Origin of the sequence: Gemmobacter aquatilis, from assembly GCF_900110025.1 — a bacterium.
Lineage (GTDB): Bacteria > Pseudomonadota > Alphaproteobacteria > Rhodobacterales > Rhodobacteraceae > Gemmobacter > Gemmobacter aquatilis.
Map to the genome: position 1 here is coordinate 608,680 of NZ_FOCE01000002.1, position 18,809 is coordinate 627,488.

Here is an 18,809-nt window from a genome sequence, read left to right on the forward strand (position 1 = left end):
TGTTTATGTTGACGTTGAAACCATATTAGGCAGGCCACGACAAGCAAAACCGTGCGACAATCCGTCGCCAATTGATCGAGATCAAGGACACCCAGATGACCGCCAAAGCCTTCCGCCCGTTCGACATGTCGCTTGATGAAGCGGCGGCGCTGGCCGTGCTGCGACACGCTGTCGCAGGGGCGGATGACGGCGAATTGTATCTGGAACGCAAGCGATCCGAGGCGCTGGTGCTGGATGACGGGCGTGTGAAAACAGCCTCTTACGATGCCTCCGAAGGCTTCGGCCTGCGCGCCGTGCGCGGCGAGGTGGCGGGTTACGCCCATTCCACCGAGATTTCCGAAAGTGCCTTGAAACGCGCCGCCGAAACCGCCCGCCTTGCGGTGGGCGATGGCGGCGGCACGCTGGCCGATGCGCCCAAGGGCACCAATATCAAACTTTACACAGATGCAGATCCGATGGCCGATGCCACCTTCGCCGGCAAGATCGACCTGCTGCGCGAGATCGACGCCTATACCCGCGCGCTCGATCCGCGGGTGGTGCAGGTCTCGGCCACGATCAGCGCGGGCCTGCAGGAAATCGAAATCCTGCGCCCCGAGGGCCTGCGCTTTTCCGACATCCGCCCGATGGCCCGCATCAACATCTCGGTCATCGTCGAACGGAACGGGCGGCGCGAATCCGGCGGCATGGGCGGTGGTGGCCGCTACGGCCTTGCCCGGCTGATGGAGCCCGCGCATTGGCAATCCGTCGCGCGCGAGGCGCTGCGCATCGCGCTGGTCAACCTTGATGCCGTGCCTGCCCCGGCGGGTGTGATGGACATCGTGCTTGGCCCCGGCTGGCCCGGCATCCTGCTGCACGAGGCGATCGGCCACGGGCTGGAAGGCGATTTCAACCGCAAACAGACCTCGGCCTTTTCCGGCCTGCTGGGCCAGCGCATCGCGGCGCCCGGCGTCACCGTGCTGGATGACGGCACCCTGCCCGACCGGCGCGGCTCGATCTCGGTCGATGACGAAGGCACGCCCTCGGCCCGCAACGTGCTGATCGAGGACGGGATTCTGGTGGGCTACATGCAGGATCGCCAGAATGCCCGGCTGATGGGCGTGGCCCCCACCGGCAACGGGCGCCGCGAAAGCCATGCGCATATCCCGATGCCGCGCATGACCAACACCTACATGCTGGGCGGCACCACCGACCCCGCCGCGATCCTCGCCGATCTGAAAGACGGCATCTGGGCGGTGGGCTTCGGCGGCGGTCAGGTGGATATCACCAATGGCAAATTCGTGTTCTCCTGCACCGAAGCCTACCGCGTGCAGAACGGCAAGATCGTCGCCCCGGTCAAGGGCGCCACGCTGATCGGCGATGGCGCCACGGCGCTGAAGAACATCCGCGCCATCGGCAATGACATGCAGCTTGATCCCGGCATCGGCAATTGCGGCAAGGCCGGGCAATGGGTGCCGGTGGGGGTGGGCCAGCCCACGCTGATGATCGGCGGGCTGACGGTGGGCGGCTCGGCCGCCTGAGGCGGCTCAGGCGAACAGGAAATCCCGCACCCGCAACTCGTCGATCCAGGCGAATTCGACGATCATGTCGGTCGTCCGGTCGCCATCCGCGTCAATCCGCAGGTGGCGACCGTCATAGTAACACGAGGCCTGCCCGCCCCCGGTATAGTCCAGATCAGCCAGCTCCATCGCCCCGAAGGCGCGCAGGTCGATCTTGTCCACGCCCTTCTGGAACCCCTCCACCCGGTCAATCGTGGCGCGGGTCAGACCGCTATCCCCCAAAGCGAAATGCAGCACATCGGCCTGCGCGCGCTTTTCCCACAGTTGAAACGCATCCGCCCCGGCGCCCCCGGTCAGGTGATCGCCACCCTCGGCCCCGGCCAACGTGTCATTCCCCGCCTCGCCCGACAGCCAGTCCCGCCCGGTGCCGCCGTTCAGCACATCGCCCTCGGTGCCGCCTTCCAGCCGGTCCAGCCCGTCCCCGCCATACAGCGCATCCGCCCCGGCGCCACCGCGCAGCAGGTCGTCCTCCTCATCCCCGCTCAGCGTGTCATTCCCCGCCTCGCCCTCCAGCGTATCGGCGCCGGTGCCGCCACCCGCGCGGTCCTGCCCCTCGCCCGCAAAGACCAGATCATCGCCCTTGTCAGCCCAGATCCCGTCATCGCCCGCCCCGGCAAAAAACGTCTCGCTCCGCGCCGCGGCAAAGGCCCCGTCATATTTGCCCGATCCCAGACTGTCGGCCCCGGCCCCGCCCCAGATCACGCTGCGCCCGTTCAGAAAATAGTTCAGCCAGCCAGCCACATCGGCAATCGCCTCGTTGTCATTGCCATCCTCATTGGCATAGCGGCCATCCTCGATGCGGAACCCATAGTGATAGATGCCATCCGCCACCGTATCCACGAAGGCCCGCCCGCGAAACAGCAGCGTGCCGCCATCGTTCTGCAACAGATGAAACCCGGTCTCCACATCGCCGCTGTCATTGCCATGCGCCAGCCAGAACTCGCGCCACGGCTGGGCATTTTCATCCAGCCACAGCGCATCCGAGATCGCCTGCATATCCTCGGGCGAGATCACCCCGTCGTCATTCACCCCCGTCTGATCGATCATTTCGATCAGCACCCGGTTCAGCTCGGCCGCCGCCGCCAGCCCCTGCCGCAACTTTCCGGCAGATACCTGATCGACAAGCCCGGGGTCCGCCGCAAGGGCATCGGTCAGCGTGGTCAGGGAAAGGGTCATGGCAATTCTCGCTTGGGCAAATCACAGGGAACGGGCATGGCCCTGGCACAGCATCATGGCGCAACCATGGCAGCCCCGCCGCCCCGCTGAAAGACGCGCGGCAGGTAGCGCCGCGCGCCTCGGCGGATCACCGCCCGAACTTGCCTTTCAGCGCATCGGAAAAGGCATTGCCCCCGCCGCCCTGCGGCCCGGCCGATTTTGGCCCCGGCTTGCCCCCTTTCGGCGGCGGCGGCGCGCCCCGTTCGCGCACCTGTTCGCGCGCCTCGCCGCTGTCCTTCTTCATGGTCAGCCCGATCCGCTTGCGCGCCACATCGACCTCGACCACCCGCACCTTCACCACATCGCCCGCCTTCACCACCTCATGCGCATCCTTGATGAAGCGGTCGGCCAACTGGCTCACATGCACCAGCCCGTCCTGATGCACCCCGATATCGACAAAGGCGCCAAAGGCCGCGACATTGGTCACTGTGCCTTCCAGCATCATGCCCGGCTTCAGATCCTTGATATCCTCCACCCCGTCGGTGAAGGTCGCGGTCTTGAAGCTCGGGCGCGGGTCGCGGCCCGGTTTTTCCAGTTCGGCCAGAATGTCCTGCACCGTGGGCAGGCCGAATTTCGCATCGATGAAGTCGCGCGGGTTCAGCCGTTTCAGCGCCACCGCATCGCCCATCAGGCTGCGAATGTCGCGCCCGCAGGCCGCCACGATCTTGCGCGCCACGTCATAGGCCTCGGGGTGCACGCTGGAGGCATCCAGCGGCTCTTTCCCGCCGCTGATCCGCAGGAACCCCGCCGCCTGTTCAAACGCCTTCGGCCCCAGCCGCGCCACTTTCAGCAATTCGCGCCGCGTGGCGAAAGGCCCGTTGGCATCGCGGTGCGCCACGATCGCCTCGGCGAGGCTGGGCCCCACCCCCGACACCCGCGCCAGCAAGGGGGCGGACGCCGTGTTCAGGTCCACCCCCACCGCGTTCACCGCATCTTCCACCACCGCCTCAAGGCTGCGGCCCAGCCGGTGTTGATCCACGTCATGCTGATACTGGCCGACGCCGATGCTCTTCGGCTCGATCTTCACCAGTTCCGCCAGCGGGTCTTGCAGGCGCCGCGCAATCGACACCGCGCCGCGCAGCGACACGTCCAACTGCGGAAACTCCTTCGCCGCCAACTCGCTGGCCGAATAGACCGAGGCCCCCGCCTCGGACACGATCACCTTCACCGGCTTGGCGGCCCCGGCGGGCAACAGCGCCAGCAGATCCCCCACCAGCTTTTCCGTCTCGCGCGAGGCCGTGCCATTGCCGATGGCGATCAGCGCCACGCCATGCTTGCCGATCAGCCGGGCGATTTCGGCCTGCGCGCCGCGCAGGTCGTTCTTCGGCTGAAACGGATAGACCGTCGCCGTATCCAGCAGCTTGCCGGTGGCATCGACCACCGCCACCTTCACCCCGGTCCGGATCCCCGGGTCCAGCCCCATCGTGGCCTTGCCCCCCGCCGGCGCCGCCAGCAGCAAGTCCTTGAGGTTGCGGGCAAACACATGGATCGCCTCGGCCTCGGCCCGCTCGCGCAATTCGCCCATCAGGTCCAGCGACAGCGAGGTTTTCAGCTTCACCCGCCAGGCCCAGCTTGCCGCCTCGCGCAGCCACTGGTCGCCCGGCCCGGCACTGCCCGCCTGAAGTGCTGCGCCACAGGCGCGTTCCGCAGGAGACTGCCCGCGCGGCGCCTCTGCATCCACCTCCAGATCCAGGCTCAACACGCCTTCGTTGCGCCCGCGCAGCATGGCCAGAACCCGATGCGACGGCGCCTTTTCCCAAGCCTCCCGATGCGCGAAATAGTCCGAGAATTTGGCGCCCTCCGCCTCTTTCCCCGCAATCACGGTCGCCACAAGCTGCGCCACCTGTTTCATATGGCCACGCAGCCGCCCCAGCAGATCGGCATTTTCCGCCAACCCCTCGGCCACGATGTCGCGCGCGCCTTCCAGCGCTGCCTTCACATCCGGCACCGCCTCGGTGACAAACCCCGCCGCCAGCTTGGCCGGATCGGCGCTGCGATCCGCCAGCACCGCCTCGACCAGCGGCCCCAGCCCGTTTTCGCGCGCAATCATCGCGCGGGTGCGGCGCTTGGGCTTGTAGGGCAGGTAAATATCCTCAAGCTCGGCCTTGGTATCGGCCTTGCCGATCGCCGCCGCCAGCGCATCGGTCATCTTGCCCTGCTCGGTGATCGACCCGAAGATCGACGCCCGCCGCGCCTCCATCTCGCGCAGATAGGTCAGCCGCTCGGCCAGAGTGCGCAACTGCGTGTCATCCAGCCCGCCCGTCACCTCCTTGCGATAGCGCGCGACGAAAGGCACCGTGGCGCCCCCGTCCAGCAGCTCGATGGCCGCCGAAACCTGCGTGGCCTGCGCGTTGATCTCACGCGCGATGACAAGGGGAATACGGCGGGCGGGATCTTGAATCATGGGTCTTCCGTCACTGAATGGAAGCGCGACCATAGCCCCAACGCCCCGGAACGCAAGCCGCAGGCCCTTGCCGATCTCTCTGCGAAACATCCCCGGCCAGCCCGGCAGCCCGTGAAGCGCAACGAATCCTTGCTGAAATCCCCGACGCGTCCCCATCCTTGCCACATTTCAAGGGGGGAAATTGCCATGTCAGCCTTCACTCTGAACGATGCCCACCATACCAGCAGCCGCCTCGTCGGCTTTGTGGCAACCTCGGAGGGCGGTCTGGCCGCCATGTTTCAGGTGCGCGACGAAACCCCCTTTGCCGGGGGGGGCACCCTTATCACCCAGGGGTTCCGGCTGTCCGTCTTTGCCGAGGCGGATGATGGTGGCCTGTTTCAGGTCGGCAGCGATTTCGCGCCCCCCGGCCTGACCCTGCCGTTTGACGACAGCATCGCCGACCCGTTCCTGATCGCGCTGCAGGGCGGCGGCTTCGCGGCCTATGCCAGCCAGAACCCGTTCGACGAGACCGAGAACCAGAAGCTTCTGGTCCGGCAATTCGATTCCGAAGGCGTGTTGCTGGAAGCAACCGACCTGCAGCGCCCGGCTGTCGGGTTCGCCGCGCAGGTTTCGATCGGCTTCGGGGCGGGGCGGCAGCAGGGCTGGATCGAATCGTCTGGCACGGAACTGACGCTGATCGACCCGAAGACCGGCCTGCCGTTGCCCACCTCCTCCCCCCGCCCCGCCGACCTGCTGCTGGCCTCCGATCTGGGTTTCGATGGTGGCCACGTGCTGTCCACCGGCGGGCTGTTCTTCAATCAGGTTCTGCAATCCTATGCCCTGACCGAGGCCGCCCAGACCCCTGCCTATGACCTGACGGCGCTCGACACCACAATCGTCCAGCCAGAGATGTCGATCGCCGCAGGCAATGTGTTGCTGGCGGGAGGAGACAACTTCACCGCCCGCGCCGGATCCCGCTACGAGATCAACCTGTTCCGCCCCGATGAAACCGGCACGCCGCAGCAGGTGGTGCTGCAGAAATCCGGCTCCGTCGCCCAGGTGAAACTGGCGGAAATCGAGGGCGTCGGCTTCGCCGCCGTCTTCATCGCCGCCCCCCTTGGCGGCAGCGTGAACGAGATCACTCTGGCCGAACTGCGCCTGTTCGATTTCGACGGCGACCTGATCGCCCGCCGTGCCCTCACCGCCCCGCTGGGCATCCCCGTCGGCTCCCGCGACGATCTCGCGCTTCAGACGTTGGAGGGCGGCACCACCCCCGATCTGCTGCGCCTCGCCATCGGCTGGGTCGAGGGGACAGGGGGCAGCGAGGCCGGGCAGCAATGGATGGCCGAGGTGCAGCTTTTCGATGTGGCGCTGAACAATCATGGCACACTGATCAACGATTTCCTGCGCGGCTTCGGCAAGGGTGACCGTCTGGCCAGCGGCGCCGGAAATGACCGGGTGGAGGGCAGCGGCGGCAATGACACCCTGTTCGGCGAGGCCGATCACGACCGGCTCTCGGGCGGCGATGGTGCCGACCGGCTCGACGGTGGCACGGGCGATGACAGCCTGCTGGGCGGGGCGGACAATGACACCCTGTTCGGCGGCGAAGGGCAGGATGAACTGACCGATACCGAAGGCGCCAATGTGCTGGCAGGCGGCGCGGGCAACGACACCCTGCGCGGCGGCGCGGGCAATGACCGGCTGCGCGGCGATGACGATGCCGATCTGCTGCTCGGGCGGGCGGGGGCCGACAGCCTTGTCGGCGGCGCGGGCGATGACGGGATCGGCGGCAGCGAAGGCCGTGACACGCTGGAAGGCAGCGCAGGCGACGATACGCTGCAAGGTGGCACCGGCGGCGACCGTCTGGTGGGCGGCACCGGCCATGACCGGCTGGAAGGCAACGAGGGCGACGATACCCTGATCGGCGGCGCGCAGTCGGATCGGCTGGTCGGAGGCGAAGGCGCGGATGTGTTCCGTTTCCTGTCCCTTGCCGACTCCGGTCAGGATATCTCGCTCGACACGATCAACGATTTCTCTGCCGATGACATCGACATCATCGACCTGTCAAGGATCGACGCCATCGAGGGAAAGCCGGGCAACAACCGCTTCATCTTCATCAACGAAAACGCGTTTTCAGGCCGCGCGGGCGAATTGCGCATCGAGATCGACGACAGCATCAATACCACGATGATCTTCGGCGACACCGACGGCGACGGCGTATCGGATCTGAACATCGAGGTGCAGGGCACCGCCGTGCTGCAAAGCTTCTTCTTCCTGCTGTAAACAGACAAGCCCCCCCAAAGGGGTTGCCACAGTGCCTGCACGGGAAGGAATGGTACCGACGCCCCGGCTCGAACGGGGGACCCCCAGATCCACAATCTGGTGCTCTAACCAACTGAGCTACGTCGGCACTGGCGGCGATTTAGCCCTGCGCGCCGGGGATTGCAAGCCCCCTCTCGCGCTTGCCTTGATCCTTTTTCGGGGGTACGCCAAAACCACAAATCCAGACCCACAAGAAAATGAGGCCACCATGGGCATCGACAAGCAAAGCGACATCGCCGCCAATATCCAGATCGGCCCGACCGATCTTGGCATGGTGCGAATCTACATCGAGGCCGAGGGCGGCATCGAACTGCCGCTCGACTTCGACCCTGAAGAGGCCGAAGAAATCGCCGAGGAACTGCGCGCCGCCGCCGAGGCCGCCCGCGCCATGGGCGACAGCCGCCCTAAAGGTAAAACGCGCTGATCCCCGGATCGCGCAACACCTGCAGCCGCAAGGCGGCATGGCGGGCGAATTTATGCACCATCACCTTGCGCCGCGCCGGCGCAAGCGGGGTTTCGGGCGACATGCGCAGGATTTCCGCGCCGTAATCGTCGCCCACGATCAACCCGGTATCGTCAGGCAGGATCTCGGTCGGAAAAGCCCCGTCCACCGCCCAGAAAAAGCGGTCGCACCATTCCAGATAGTGATGCCACTTGCGATCCGCCGCATAATCGGCGCGGCCCGACTTGCATTCCACGATCCAGACCTCGCCCTTCGGACCCAGCGCCATGACATCGACGCGCAGGCCGGGCTTGGGCACCAGTTCTTCCACCGTCACGAAATCATGGCTGCGCAGATGGCGGCACACCCCGCGCGCAAGCCGCTGGCCGGGGGTGATGGGGACGGGATCGGACAAAACACCAGACATGACCCGAATATGAACAGACCGGGAACGGTTTGCAACCCCGCCGCTTGACGGATCGCCACACCGCGCCTATGCAAGCCCTGCCGAAAAATGTCTGGCCGGTTGGTTATCCCGGTCCCCGCCCTGTGGCGGGAGTGTCGCCGCAAGGCGAACCCACGGCGCCACCGATTCACCACGCTGGCGCTGCACAGACACGGGCCGAAACACGGACCCAAAACCACAGCGCCCCTCCGGGAGACGACGATGACCCATTCCACCCGCACGATCCTTACCGCGCAACTGCTGATTTCCGGCATGATGGCGGCGCTGATGACCGGCTTTTTCGGCCTGCTGACCCTCGGCCCCAGCGTCGAATTCCTGCATCACTGGGGTCAGACCTTTCTCACCGCCTGGCCTGTGGCCTTCCTGTTCTCGCTGGCCGTCGGGCCGCTGGCCTTCAAGCTCGCCTATCAGATCCACCGCATCTTCGGCTGATCCCCTTGCCGAAGCGCGCGCCCGCGCCTATGTCTGTACGTGGCGGGTGCTGCTCTTCGCGTGTGGGACACTTTTCCAGTGGCCGATAAGCAAATGAACGGGGGCTGGCTCTGGCAAGATCCTGGTCTTGTTACCTGGCGCCCACCTGAGACCTCTGGCTCTCGGGAAAACACGTCACCCACGGCCGCTGCGGGCCCGCCACTTTCCCCCGGCATACCGACCCATGAAAAAGGGGCAGGTTTCCCTGCCCCAGTCGCGATGAAAAGCGCCTGAACGGGCTTAGAACCCCATCACGAGCGACACGCCCAGCTTGTTGTCGGTGCGGACGTCGCGGCTGTCATTGTATTCGGTCAGATAGCTGACGCGGGTCGCAAACATGTCCGTCATCTTGAAGTTCACGCCCAGATCATTGTTGATCCGCAGCGCCGAATCCGACTTCAGGATATCGGTGTCATTGGTCGCGAAGATCGTCTCGTTGAACCTGTAGAAGAATCGCGACGAGGCGATGTAGCCCGTCTCTGTCGTGCTGTCGCCCAGCCCGTCTTCCAGATAGCTGACCCCGATCCCCGCCTGCAGGCGCCAGGTCATGTCGGGCGTGTTGTAGATACGGTAGCCCGGCCCCACGCCGATAAACCCGTCAATCGCGGTTTCCTCGGCCGTATCGGCCAGCCCGTCGCTTTCCACCCGGCCCAGCACAAAGCCATAGAGACTGTCGTTGAAATAGTAATTCGCGTCATAGACAGCGAACACATCCTCCTTGGTCGAGGTTCCGGCGTCATCGGCAAAGTCGATCGCCGCGCCCACCGTCTGCGCCCAGGGGCCGGATGCATAGCGCAGCCGTGCCCCGGCGCTCAGCTCCTGGCTTTCGTTGTTGCCAGTCTTGCCAGAATAGCCCAGCGACGCCGTGCCCGACAGGCCCGGGCGGAATTCCGGGTTGCCAAAACGTGCCTCGTCCTCGGCCTCGGCCAGATCGTCGGTGACAACCTCGTTGATGTCATCCAGCCGGTCATTCAGTGCCTCGGTCCCGGTCAGATCCTGCGCAAAGACAGGCGCCCCGGCGAGCATCAGTGCGGCGCAAGAGGCGCCGACGAAACGGAAGGTCTTGGTCATGGCGTTTCCTTTCAGGTGGAAGAAACCGCCGCAGCGCAATGCCGCGGCCTGTTCTGACAACTGGAGACCATGGGCCGCAGAACAAGGGCCGCGCCGTATCGGGCCGAATAGCGGCGGTGAACCGCCGGAACGGGCCACCGGGGACAGCGGTCCCCCGCCCAAAAGGGGCCGGTTCCCTGCGCTGCCCCTAGGGCACCCCACCGCCGCGTCCTTCCGGCAACAGATTGAAAGGCAATAAAAAAGCCCGGATAAATCCGGGCTCTGGCATCGTTTCGCCGAGAAAGGCTCAGCGGCGGCGCGTGACAATCCGCTGCGCCGGGCTTTCCGCCGCCACCCGAACAGGTTCCATCCGCATCTGCGGCGCACGGCGCCCGCCTTTCGGGCCGCTGTCATCCTCGGCCATGCGCATCACCGCGATGGCGAACTGCACCGCGCCGAACACCACGCCGTGAAACATCACCATCATGATCGCGGCCAGCCAGCCCATTTCGGTATCCAGCACCAGATGCCGCAGCCCGGCAATATCGGCCCAGACCAGCATTGCCACAAAGGCGACGGCCAGTGCAAAGCCGATGGCGACATGGGTGATATACAGACGGACCAGTTTCGGCATGGCAGACTCTCCTGTGGTCAGGCCTCCATGCTAGCACCCCTGCCGCAGACCGCCAGCGCCAAACCGTCGCAGGCCTGTCATTTTACCGTCTTACGGCGCACCCGGCACAAAGCGCAGGGTCCCGCCCTCCGGCCCGGTCAGAACCAGCGCCTCGCCGTCCAGCGCCGCGCCGGTCACGGCAGCCAGCGCCGCCAGATAGGCGCTTTCCGCCGCCAGATCGGGGCAGGCCATGCGGGTGGCGCCAATCTGCGACAGGGTAAAGGCGGGCAGATCGCCGCTGCGCGTGGCGAACCAGCGGTTGCAGGGCGCCTGCCCCGCCGCCTTGCCCGGCTCACGCAGGTCCAGCGTCGCGCGGGCAGGCGCCGCGGCCCCGTTCAGCGCCACCAGCCGCCAGTCGCGGGCCAGCGCCTCGGGCGTCAGCGCGGCCTGAGGCTCTTCCTGACAGGCCGCCAGCAGCAAGGCAAACGGCAGAACCAGTGCAGCTTTCATCACATCCCACTCCCCCGCCGGAAACTCAGGCCGAAAACGCCTCGGGCTTGGCCTCGCGCGCCATATGGTCCAGCACGGCGTTGACGAATTTCGGCTCTTTCCCGTCGGGGAAGAACGCCTTGGCCACATCGACGAATTCGGTGATCACCACCTTGGGCGGCGTCGCCATCGTCACGATCTCCGCCCCCGCCGCGCGGAACAGCGCGCGCAGCACCGGGTCGATCCGGTCGATCGGCCATTTCGCCACCAGCGCCCGGTCGGTCAACTGGTCGATCTTGGCCTGCCAGTTCACCGCCTCGCCCACCAGCGCGCGGAAATGCGTGGCGTCGCCCTCGGCCATCTCATAGCCGTCCTCGAACACCTCGCCAAAGCGGTGGCTTTCAAACTCGCGCACCACCCGCTCTACCGTCTGACCCGAGATTTCCATCTGGAACAGCGCCTGAACGGCAAAGAATCGCGCGGCAGATTTCATCTGCCGCTTCATCAGGCTCTTGTCAGTGGGCGCGCTCATGCGACCGTGCCCCCTTCGGCGCGAAAGCCGATGCCCTTGCGCGCACTGGCCCAGTTCCGGCCCAGCGCGATCAGATGCAGCGCCGCCGCAGCAGCACCACCGCCCTTGTTCTGCCCGTCCGGCTCGGCCCGCACCACGGCCTGTTCGCGGTTTTCCACCGTCAGGATGCCGTTGCCGATGCAGGCGCCCTGCAAGCCCAGCAGCGCAAGCCCGCGGCTGGAATCATTGCACACCGTATCGTAATGCGTCGTCTCGCCCCGGATGATGCAGCCCAGCGCCACATAGCCGTCATAGTTCGACAGCCGTTCCGCCAGCGCGATCGCCGTCGGGATCTCCAGCGCGCCCGGCACCTCGATCAGCTCGACCTCGGCACCACAGGCCGCCGCAACGCCCTTGGCCCCGGCCACCAGGTCGTCGGCGATGTCCTTGTAGTAAGGCGCCACCACGATCAGCAGCTTCACCGGCTTGTCAAAGCTCGGCAGCGGCAGGGTGTAATGCTGTTCATTCGCAGCCATGATTTACTCCGTAATCGCGCGCGTGCCAGTGATCGACAGGCCGTAAGCGTCCAGCCCCACCACTTTCGGCGCCTTGGAATTGGTAACAAGCGTGATCTCGTGCAGGCCCAGCGCCGATAGGATCTGTGCCCCCAGCCCATATTGCCGCAGCGTCTGCGGCGAGACCTCGGCCCCCTCCACCAGCTGCATCGAGGTGTCGCGCAGCAGCACCACAACCCCGCGCCCCTCGGCGGCAATCACCCGCATCGCGCCCGGCAGTTCGTTGGCATGGCTGGCCCCGCCGATGCCCAGCACGTCTTCCAGCGGGTTCAGCGCGTGCATCCGCACCAGCACCGGCCCCGGCGCCGCAAGATCGCCCTTGGTCAGCACCACATGTTCCGCGCCCTGCGCCTGATCGGCGAAGATGCGCATGATCCATTCCCCGCCATGGATCGAGGTCACGCGCTTCACCGCGCGCTCTTTCAGCAGGTTGTCATGGCGGCGGCGATAGGCGATCAGATCGGAAATCGTGCCGATCTTCAGCCCGTGCTTCTGGGCGAATTGCACCAGATCGGGCAGACGCGCCATGGTGCCGTCATCGTTCATGATCTCGCAGATCACGCCCGCCGGTTTCAGCCCGGCCAGCCGCGCCACATCGGTTGCCGCCTCGGTATGGCCCGCCCGCACCAGCACGCCACCATCGCGCGCGCGCAGCGGGAAGATATGCCCCGGCGTCGCCAGATCCTGCGCGCCCTTGGTCTCGTCAATCGCCACGGCCACGGTCAGCGCGCGGTCCTTGGCGGAAATCCCGGTATCCACCCCTTCGCGGGCCTCGATCGACACGGTGAACGCCGTCTCGTGCCGCGACGAGTTCTTCGAGGCCATCAGCGGCAGCCCCAACTGGTCGATCCGCTCGCCGGTCAGCGTCAGGCAGATCAGCCCGCGCCCATGCGTCGCCATGAAGTTCACCGCCGCCGCATCACATTTCTCGGCCGGGATCACCAGATCACCCTCGTTCTCGCGGTCCTCGTGGTCCACCAGAATGAACATGCGCCCGTTGCGGGCATCCTCGATGATCTCTTCGACCGAAGAGATCGCGTCCCTGTAATGCTGTTCGCTCATGTCTCGCCACCTTTCGTCCCGGTTCCCTTAGACCAAGATCCCGGCAAGCGCCAGAGAACCTTGGTCCGGGGCCTCTCCCAACCCCGCCGCCCCCCGGCGAAAAAGCCGTTGACGGGACTCAGCGACCCTGCCCAGACTTATAAATTACGCTTTGGAAGGAACACCCCAACAATCGCACAGACCATCTGCATTTTCAGGGAGAGAGATATGGCTAAGATCCAGATTGAAACCGCCTTCCGTGACCTTGAAGACTGGCCGGGGCGGCTGCTCGAAACCCGCGACGGCGGCACGATCACAACCCGCACCTCACAATCCTTTGTCTTCACCCATGGCAACGACAGCGACTTTGCGGGCTTCAGGGTGGCCGTTACCGGCAAGGGCCTGACCTACGATTCCTCGGGCGCGACGGGTGGCACGATAACTGCCCTCAAGATTTTCGATGATCAGGGCAATCTGCTGATCACCTTCTCCAACTTCGCCAATAACGCCTTTGCTGCCGATTTCGCCCAGTTCTTTGCCAGTTTCATCGGCTCACCCGACCCCGATGTCGGCCCGGATTCAGATGGCAAGGTGACATGGTCCATGCTCATGTCGGGGAATGATACAGTCACGGCGGGGAATGACAGCGACTGGCAAAGCCTCGTCGGTCTCGACGCCGGAAACGACCATTATACCATGGGCGCGGGCGATGACTACGTCAATGGCGGCATGGGCAACGACACCTATTCCGGTGGCGACGGCTACGATACGCTCAGCTATGACGAAACGCATTACAGCGATGGCCTTGCCATGATCCGTGGCGTTTCGGTGAACTTTGCCTCCGGCGTGGTGCTTGACCCCTGGGGGGGCACAGACAGTTTTTCCGGGTTCGAGGAAGTCCGCGGCTCGCGGCTCAACGACAGTTTCACCGGCGATGGCGACCGCAACCGCTTCATGGGCCTGCGCGGCCGCGACACGATTGACGGCGGCTCCGACAGTTATGATTCCGGCGGCAACCGCACCGAGGATTACCGGGATGAGGTCCGCTACCATCGCGATTATGATCTCGGCGGCAACCGCGGCATTGTCGTCGATCTGGAAACGAGCTTCGCCAATGGCTCGATCAGGGGCACCATCCGCGACGGCTTCGGCAATATCGACACCATGATCGACATCGAACGCGTGGTCGGCACCCGCTTCAACGACACCTTCGTCGGTTCACGCAACAACAACCAGTTCTCCGGTGGCGAGGGCAAGGACAGCTACAGCGGCGAAGACGGCTGGGATGCGATCAATTTCGGCCGCTGGTTCACGGATGATGCGCCCGATGGTATCAATGTCGATCTCACCCGCACCAGCGGGCAGATCATCAATGACGGCTTCGGCAACACCGAAAACGCCACCGGCATCGAAGCCATCTATGGCAGCGTGTCCAACGACAGGATCAAGGGAGACGCCGACGACAACGAATTCGCGGGCAGCGAGGGCACCGACACGCTGACCGGCGGCGGTGGCGCGGATTATTTCACCTTCAGCTGGGAAGGAGAGCTGAACCAGAACGACCGCATCACCGATTTCAAATCCGGCACCGACAAGCTCGCCTTCGACATCTACGGCTTTACCGGCATGACCGAAACGGTGACCTTGGTGAACGGTCGCAATGCGACCGAGGCGCGGGGCACCTTCATCTTCGACGCCAGCAACGACACGCTGTATTGGGACAGCGACGGCACCGGCGCCGCAAACAAGGAGGCCATCGTGGTGTTGACCGGCGTCGCACGGCTTGCCGTCGGCGATTTCGAGCTCTGGGCCTGACGGTCTACCCGCCGAAATAGGCGCTGGCGGGCACATAGCCTGCCAGCCGACCCGCCGCGCACCAGTCCCGCTCCAGCCCGTGATCGCCGATCAGCAGCACCCGGTCGCCCGGCACCCGGCCCAGCACGGCGCGCAGATGCCGCGCCTGCGCGCCAAACCCGGCCAGCGCCCAAGGCGCGCCATGGGCCGCATCCAGCTCCGGGTTTTCCGCCAGCGCCCCGGCACTCAACGGTGCCACCGCCAGCCCAATCCGCGCCACCGCCTGCACCCCTGCCAGCTTGGCCGCGCGATCCTCCGGCAGGCGCGGCGCCTCCCGGCTCACCCGCAACGCGTTCGACGAAAACAGAAACGCCACCACATCCTGCCCGGTCTGCGCCCGCACACCCGCATAGGTGCGATACTCCAGCCCCAGTTCGCGCGCCCGCGCCACCCGTGTCCGCAGCACCTCGATCGGCAGCACCGGCAGCAGATCGCGCCGCGCCTTGCCCCAGCAATGGCGCCGCCAGCTTGCGCCCGGCGCCAGCGCCGGGCCGCCGTTATGGCCGATCACGCCCATTCCTGCAGCCGTGCCACATAGCGCGCCAGCGTGTCGATCTCCAGATTGATCGGCTGCCCCAGTGCCACTGCGTTCCAAGTGGTCACCTCTTGCGTATGCGGGATCAGGTTCACCCCGAACTCGCACCCTGCCACCTCGTTCACCGTCAGCGAGGTGCCGTTCAGCGCCACCGATCCCTTCGGCGCGATGAACTTCGCCAAGGCTTCCGGCGCGCGGAAGGTCACCCGCAGGCTGTCGCCCTCGTGACGCAGCCCCACCACCTCGGCCACGCCATCCACATGGCCCGAAACGATATGCCCGCCCAGCTCGTCGCCCACCTTCAGCGCCCGCTCCAGATTGACCCGCGTGCCCACGGTCCAGCCGCCCAGCGTCGTCTTGCTCAGCGTCTCGGCACTGATCTGCACGTCGAACCAGTTCTGCGGCGTGCGCCCCAGCGCCACCACCGTCAGGCACACCCCCTCGCAGGCGATCGAGGCACCGATGTCGATCCCCGCCACATCATAGCCGGTGCCGATCCGCGCGCGCAGGTCGCCCGCATGCTCCAGCGCCAGCACCGTGCCGACATCGGTCACAATCCCCGTGAACATCCGCAATCTCCCGTTCTGCTCCCCGATTGCTACCGCCCACCTCCGCCCGCCGCAAGCCCGAAGCCCGCCGCGCCAAGGTCACAAAGCAGCCCGTCTTTTCGGCTATCTGATCGGAAAGCCAGTGCCGAATTCCCCTTTTTGCACTGGAATTTCATGCTACGGATGCCAAAAGAGGGTGCAGAATGCAGGCGGTGTTTCAGGGGCTGACGGGCGAAGGGCGGCGCTTCCTGTTCCTGCAGGGGCCGCATGGCCCGTGGTTTCACAAACTGGCCGGCATGTTGCGCGCAACAGGGGCCGAGGTCTGGCGCGTCGGCTTCAACCGGGGCGACCGCGCCTTCTGGCTGGATCGTGCCAGCTATATCCCCTTCCGCGATGCCCCCGAAACCTGGCCCGAAACCTTCGCCGCCCTCGTGCTGTCGAAACAGATCACCGACATCGTGCTGTATGGCGACACCCGCCCGATCCACGCGCAGGCGATCCGCATCGCGCAGACGGCGGGCCTCAACATCCATGTGTTCGAGGAAGGCTATCTGCGTCCCCATTGGGTCACCTATGAACGCGGCGGCGCCAATGGCCATTCGCGCCTGATGGCCGTCTCCGTCCCCGAAATGCAGCACGCCCTCGCCCATTGCGATATGGAGCTTCCCGATGCCCCGGCCCGCTGGGGCGACATGCGCGAGCACATGTTCTACGGCGCGCTCTACCACTGGTTCGTGATGACCGGATTCTGGGATTACCGCGCCTACCGCCCGCATCGCGCCCTGACCGTTCGGCAGGAATTCTGGCTGTATTGCAAACGCTTCGCCCTGCTGCCGCTGCACGCGCTGGAACGCCAGATCGCCACGCTGCGCATCCGCCATGGTGGCTTTCCCTATCACCTCGTGCTGCTGCAGCTGGAACATGACTCCAGCTTTCAGAAACACTCGCCCTTCCGCAGCATGACCGAGTTTCTGGAACTGGTGATGGAAGGCTTCGCCCGGGGCGCCGCGCCGCATCATCACCTCGTTTTCAAGGCCCACCCGCTGGAGGATGGCCGCGTCCCCGTCGCCCGCGAAATCCGCCGCCTCGCCCGGCTGCATGGTGTGGCCAACCGGGTGCATTTCGTGCGCGGCGGCAAGCTTGCCCCCCTGCTCAACCATGCCCGCAGCGCGATCACCGTCAACTCCACCGCAGGCCAGCAGGTGCTGTGGCGCGGGCTACCGCTCAAGGTGTTCGGCGCGGCCGTCTATGCCAAACCCGAATTTGTCTCGACCCAGAGCCTGCCCGATTTCTTCCGCCAGCCCAGCCGCCCCGACAGCCGCGCCTACCGCGACTACCGCCACTACCTGCTCGAAACCAGCCAGGTGCCCGGCGGCTTCTATTCCTCCCGCGGGCGTCGCGCTCTGCTGCGCCAGGTGGTGGACATGATGCTCGCCCCCGAAGATCCCTATGATGCCCTCACCTCGGGGAACGCGGCACCACGGCAACAGTTGCGCCTTGTCACCTGACCCGGAAACGACGCGCTGGCATTTTTCTGCGTCTTTCTGTAGGTTTCCATAAAAAACTTGAGGCAAAATCCAGAACAGGAGCCCGAGCAGTGAAATTGACGACATCGAAAGGGGCCAGAGCACTGGCCCTCGTTGCGCTTGCTGCAACGGTCAGCGCCTGTGGCCTGCCCCGGTCCGGCCCGAACAAGCGCGAAATCTATGCGGGCTCCGTGCTCAACGAGGGGGATGCCTTCATCGTCTCCGTCAATTCGCGGGTTACGCGGGCCACGTCGGTCATGCCCGCCTATGGCTTTGGCGCGGCCTTCCAGTCGGCGGGGGTTGTCGGCTCCGACCTCATCGCGCCGGGCGATGTGCTGGCGATGACCATCTTTGAAAACGTGAAAGACGATCCGCTGCTGGGCAATACCGGCCAGCGCGTCTCGGCGCTGGAACAGGTTCAGGTCGATGGGCAGGGCTATATTTTCGTGCCCTATGCCGGCAAGATCAAGGCCGCCGGGCAGACGCCCGACAGCCTGCGCCAGATCATTACCAAAAAGCTCGACACGCAAACCCCCGATCCTCAGATCACCGTGGTCCGCGCGGCGGGCGACGGGCAGACAGTCACCGTCTCGGGCGCGGTCACCGGGCAGGGCGTCTACCCGATCGAACGGCCCACCCGCACCCTCACCGCGATGATCGCCAAATCGGGCGGCATCGCCATCGAACCTGCGGTGGCCCTTGTCCGCGTCACCCGCGGCAACCAGACCGGCAAGGTCTGGCTGCAAGACCTTTATGAAAACCCCAGCCTCGACATCGCGCTGCGCGGCGGCGACGAAATCGTGATCGAGCGTGACCAGCGCGCCTTCACCGCCCTTGGCGCTACCGGCGCGCAAAGCCTTGTGCCGTTTGAAAGCCAGACCCTTTCGGGGATCGAGGCGATTGCGCAGGTCGGCGGTCTCAACACCTCGCTCGCCGATCCGACCGGGGTCTTCGTCTTCCGCAACGAACCGGCCGAAATCGCCAATACCGTGCTGGGCCGCAAGGATCTGCGCGGCGATCAGCGCATGGTCTATGTGCTGGACCTGACGCAGCCCACCGGCATGTTCGAGGCGCGCGATTTCCTGATCCGCGACGGCGATACCGTCTACGTCACCGAAGCGCCGTTCACGCAATGGAGCAAGACGATCAACGCCATCACCGGCACCACAACGGCGGCAACATCGCTCACCACCGCTGCCGGGGGCTGATCCC

Annotated in this window: 18 protein-coding genes and 1 tRNA gene; 7 read left to right on the forward strand and 12 right to left on the reverse strand. The window is 65.5% G+C overall.

Annotated features, from left to right (window positions below; genetic code table 11):
• The first annotated feature begins 95 nt into the window (after window positions 1-95).
• Window positions 96-1,517 (forward strand): metalloprotease TldD, encoded by a 1,422-nt coding sequence (gene tldD, locus BMX43_RS06705; RefSeq protein ID WP_091299166.1) that lies wholly within the window; start codon window positions 96-98, stop codon window positions 1,515-1,517.
• Window positions 1,518-1,523: 6 nt separating this feature from the next.
• Here tldD and BMX43_RS06710 read toward each other — a convergent pair whose 3' ends face one another.
• Window positions 1,524-2,732 (reverse strand): calcium-binding protein, encoded by a 1,209-nt coding sequence (locus BMX43_RS06710; protein ID WP_091298842.1) that lies wholly within the window; start codon window positions 2,730-2,732, stop codon window positions 1,524-1,526.
• 127 nt (window positions 2,733-2,859) lie between these two features.
• Window positions 2,860-5,175, reverse strand: coding sequence for a Tex family protein (locus tag BMX43_RS06715; RefSeq protein ID WP_091298846.1), 2,316 nt, complete (start codon window positions 5,173-5,175; stop codon window positions 2,860-2,862).
• 186 nt (window positions 5,176-5,361) lie between these two features.
• Here BMX43_RS06715 and BMX43_RS06720 point away from each other — a divergent pair, with 186 nt between their 5' ends.
• Entirely contained in the window at window positions 5,362-7,437 is a 2,076-nt protein-coding gene (locus BMX43_RS06720; protein WP_091298849.1) for a calcium-binding protein, read from the forward strand.
• Window positions 7,438-7,487: 50 nt separating this feature from the next.
• On the opposite strand, the gene BMX43_RS06725 is transcribed toward BMX43_RS06720, so the two are convergent.
• Window positions 7,488-7,564, reverse strand: a tRNA-His gene (locus BMX43_RS06725).
• 120 nt (window positions 7,565-7,684) lie between these two features.
• Between BMX43_RS06725 and BMX43_RS06730 the strand changes: the two genes are divergently transcribed.
• Window positions 7,685-7,900, forward strand: a complete 216-nt coding sequence (locus BMX43_RS06730) for a DUF6324 family protein (protein WP_091298853.1) — start codon at window positions 7,685-7,687, stop codon at window positions 7,898-7,900.
• Here the strand turns inward: BMX43_RS06730 and BMX43_RS06735 are convergent.
• The gene (locus tag BMX43_RS06735; RefSeq protein WP_091298857.1) at window positions 7,881-8,345 is read right to left on the reverse strand and encodes an MmcB family DNA repair protein; all 465 of its coding nucleotides are present in this window, start codon (window positions 8,343-8,345) and stop codon (window positions 7,881-7,883) included. The two genes, BMX43_RS06730 and BMX43_RS06735, sit on opposite strands and share 20 nt — an antisense overlap.
• A gap of 240 nt (window positions 8,346-8,585) precedes the next feature.
• Here BMX43_RS06735 and BMX43_RS06740 point away from each other — a divergent pair, with 240 nt between their 5' ends.
• Window positions 8,586-8,816, forward strand: coding sequence for a DUF2798 domain-containing protein (locus BMX43_RS06740; protein WP_091298861.1), 231 nt, complete (start codon window positions 8,586-8,588; stop codon window positions 8,814-8,816).
• Between the two features lie 279 nt (window positions 8,817-9,095).
• Here BMX43_RS06740 and BMX43_RS06745 read toward each other — a convergent pair whose 3' ends face one another.
• The 6 genes from BMX43_RS06745 to ribB form a co-directional block, all read right to left on the reverse strand.
• On the reverse strand, window positions 9,096-9,926 hold the full coding sequence (locus BMX43_RS06745) for a DUF481 domain-containing protein (protein WP_091298864.1): 831 nt from the start codon (window positions 9,924-9,926) through the stop codon (window positions 9,096-9,098).
• Window positions 9,927-10,212: 286 nt separating this feature from the next.
• Window positions 10,213-10,539 carry a hypothetical protein gene (locus BMX43_RS06750; RefSeq protein WP_091298867.1) on the reverse strand — a complete coding sequence of 109 codons (327 nt, stop codon included), beginning with the start codon at window positions 10,537-10,539 and terminating at the stop codon, window positions 10,213-10,215.
• A 90-nt stretch (window positions 10,540-10,629) separates the two neighbouring features.
• Window positions 10,630-11,028 carry an META domain-containing protein gene (locus BMX43_RS06755; RefSeq protein ID WP_175482043.1) on the reverse strand — a complete coding sequence of 133 codons (399 nt, stop codon included), beginning with the start codon at window positions 11,026-11,028 and terminating at the stop codon, window positions 10,630-10,632.
• Window positions 11,029-11,053: 25 nt separating this feature from the next.
• Window positions 11,054-11,539: a transcription antitermination factor NusB gene (gene nusB / locus BMX43_RS06760; protein WP_245749394.1), complete on the reverse strand. Its 486-nt coding sequence runs from the start codon at window positions 11,537-11,539 to the stop codon at window positions 11,054-11,056.
• Window positions 11,536-12,054, reverse strand: coding sequence for a 6,7-dimethyl-8-ribityllumazine synthase (locus BMX43_RS06765; protein ID WP_091298874.1), 519 nt, complete (start codon window positions 12,052-12,054; stop codon window positions 11,536-11,538). Before BMX43_RS06765 ends, nusB begins: the two co-directional genes overlap by 4 nt.
• A 3-nt stretch (window positions 12,055-12,057) precedes the next feature.
• Window positions 12,058-13,155, reverse strand: coding sequence for a 3,4-dihydroxy-2-butanone-4-phosphate synthase (gene ribB / locus BMX43_RS06770; protein ID WP_091298878.1), 1,098 nt, complete (start codon window positions 13,153-13,155; stop codon window positions 12,058-12,060).
• A gap of 207 nt (window positions 13,156-13,362) precedes the next feature.
• Between ribB and BMX43_RS06775 the strand changes: the two genes are divergently transcribed.
• Complete coding sequence (locus BMX43_RS06775; RefSeq protein ID WP_091298881.1) at window positions 13,363-14,949, forward strand: hypothetical protein; 1,587 nt, start codon at window positions 13,363-13,365, stop codon at window positions 14,947-14,949.
• A gap of 4 nt (window positions 14,950-14,953) precedes the next feature.
• Here the strand turns inward: BMX43_RS06775 and BMX43_RS20365 are convergent, their stop codons facing one another.
• Window positions 14,954-15,505, reverse strand: coding sequence for a hypothetical protein (locus tag BMX43_RS20365; RefSeq protein ID WP_091298884.1), 552 nt, complete (start codon window positions 15,503-15,505; stop codon window positions 14,954-14,956).
• On the reverse strand, window positions 15,496-16,092 hold the full coding sequence (locus tag BMX43_RS06785; RefSeq protein ID WP_091298887.1) for a riboflavin synthase: 597 nt from the start codon (window positions 16,090-16,092) through the stop codon (window positions 15,496-15,498). The genes BMX43_RS20365 and BMX43_RS06785 overlap by 10 nt, the downstream gene beginning before the upstream one ends.
• A 182-nt stretch (window positions 16,093-16,274) precedes the next feature.
• On the opposite strand from BMX43_RS06785, the gene BMX43_RS06790 reads away from it, so the two are divergent.
• Complete coding sequence (locus BMX43_RS06790) at window positions 16,275-17,579, forward strand: capsule biosynthesis protein (protein WP_091298890.1); 1,305 nt, start codon at window positions 16,275-16,277, stop codon at window positions 17,577-17,579.
• Window positions 17,580-17,668: 89 nt separating this feature from the next.
• Window positions 17,669-18,805, forward strand: coding sequence for a polysaccharide biosynthesis/export family protein (locus BMX43_RS06795; protein WP_091298893.1), 1,137 nt, complete (start codon window positions 17,669-17,671; stop codon window positions 18,803-18,805).
• Window positions 18,806-18,809: the final 4 nt, after the last annotated feature.

Excerpts from the sequence above, each read along its gene's own strand:
- BMX43_RS06710 (WP_091298842.1), bottom strand. The coding sequence starts at position 2,732 with ATGACCCTTTCCCTGACCACGCTGACCGATGCCCTTGCGGCGGACCCC.
- ribB (WP_091298878.1), bottom strand. The coding sequence starts at position 13,155 with ATGAGCGAACAGCATTACAGGGACGCGATCTCTTCGGTCGAAGAGATC.
- BMX43_RS06750 (WP_091298867.1), bottom strand. The coding sequence starts at position 10,539 with ATGCCGAAACTGGTCCGTCTGTATATCACCCATGTCGCCATCGGCTTT.
- BMX43_RS06755 (WP_175482043.1), bottom strand. The coding sequence starts at position 11,028 with ATGAAAGCTGCACTGGTTCTGCCGTTTGCCTTGCTGCTGGCGGCCTGT.
- BMX43_RS06790 (WP_091298890.1), top strand. The coding sequence starts at position 16,275 with ATGCAGGCGGTGTTTCAGGGGCTGACGGGCGAAGGGCGGCGCTTCCTG.
- BMX43_RS06740 (WP_091298861.1), top strand. The coding sequence starts at position 8,586 with ATGACCCATTCCACCCGCACGATCCTTACCGCGCAACTGCTGATTTCC.
- BMX43_RS06735 (WP_091298857.1), bottom strand. The coding sequence starts at position 8,345 with ATGTCTGGTGTTTTGTCCGATCCCGTCCCCATCACCCCCGGCCAGCGG.
- BMX43_RS20365 (WP_091298884.1), bottom strand. The coding sequence starts at position 15,505 with ATGGGCGTGATCGGCCATAACGGCGGCCCGGCGCTGGCGCCGGGCGCA.
- BMX43_RS06720 (WP_091298849.1), top strand. The coding sequence starts at position 5,362 with ATGTCAGCCTTCACTCTGAACGATGCCCACCATACCAGCAGCCGCCTC.
- BMX43_RS06785 (WP_091298887.1), bottom strand. The coding sequence starts at position 16,092 with ATGTTCACGGGGATTGTGACCGATGTCGGCACGGTGCTGGCGCTGGAG.
- BMX43_RS06745 (WP_091298864.1), bottom strand. The coding sequence starts at position 9,926 with ATGACCAAGACCTTCCGTTTCGTCGGCGCCTCTTGCGCCGCACTGATG.
- nusB (WP_245749394.1), bottom strand. The coding sequence starts at position 11,539 with ATGAGCGCGCCCACTGACAAGAGCCTGATGAAGCGGCAGATGAAATCT.
- BMX43_RS06715 (WP_091298846.1), bottom strand. The coding sequence starts at position 5,175 with ATGATTCAAGATCCCGCCCGCCGTATTCCCCTTGTCATCGCGCGTGAG.
- BMX43_RS06775 (WP_091298881.1), top strand. The coding sequence starts at position 13,363 with ATGGCTAAGATCCAGATTGAAACCGCCTTCCGTGACCTTGAAGACTGG.
- BMX43_RS06765 (WP_091298874.1), bottom strand. The coding sequence starts at position 12,054 with ATGGCTGCGAATGAACAGCATTACACCCTGCCGCTGCCGAGCTTTGAC.
- BMX43_RS06730 (WP_091298853.1), top strand. The coding sequence starts at position 7,685 with ATGGGCATCGACAAGCAAAGCGACATCGCCGCCAATATCCAGATCGGC.
- tldD (WP_091299166.1), top strand. The coding sequence starts at position 96 with ATGACCGCCAAAGCCTTCCGCCCGTTCGACATGTCGCTTGATGAAGCG.